This window comes from Tritonibacter sp. SIMBA_163 (assembly GCF_046535935.1).
Taxonomy (GTDB): domain Bacteria; phylum Pseudomonadota; class Alphaproteobacteria; order Rhodobacterales; family Rhodobacteraceae; genus Epibacterium; species Epibacterium scottomollicae.
Window position 1 is genome coordinate 1 of sequence record NZ_JAWJBP010000513.1, and the last position, 268, is coordinate 268.

A 268-nucleotide genomic window follows, 5' to 3' on the forward strand; every position below is an offset into this window, starting at 1 on the left:
CTATTCTCAAAAATGACTGTACGCCCCTCCCGACGGTACTCCATATCGAGCGACAGGGCGATCGAGTGTAACACATTCGATAACGGTACATCCTTAAAGGAACCGGTTAACAGCCGGTTTTGACGCGTAATATCCTCGGCTATAGTGATATCGAGGTTAAACCAGCGCTCTAAGCGTTGCTCTACTTCGTTAACCGGGCTGTCCCGGAAGGTTAGTCTCCCCCTGCTCCAATCCAGATATATTCCTAAATCTGTTACCTTCGATGCGG

Annotated in this window: 1 protein-coding gene; it reads right to left on the reverse strand. The window is 49.3% G+C overall.

Features of this window, described 5'->3' with window-relative positions; translation table 11 throughout:
* The coding region (locus R0J92_RS23340; RefSeq protein ID WP_411053428.1) for a FecR domain-containing protein at positions 1–268 on the reverse strand (268 nt) is incomplete at both ends.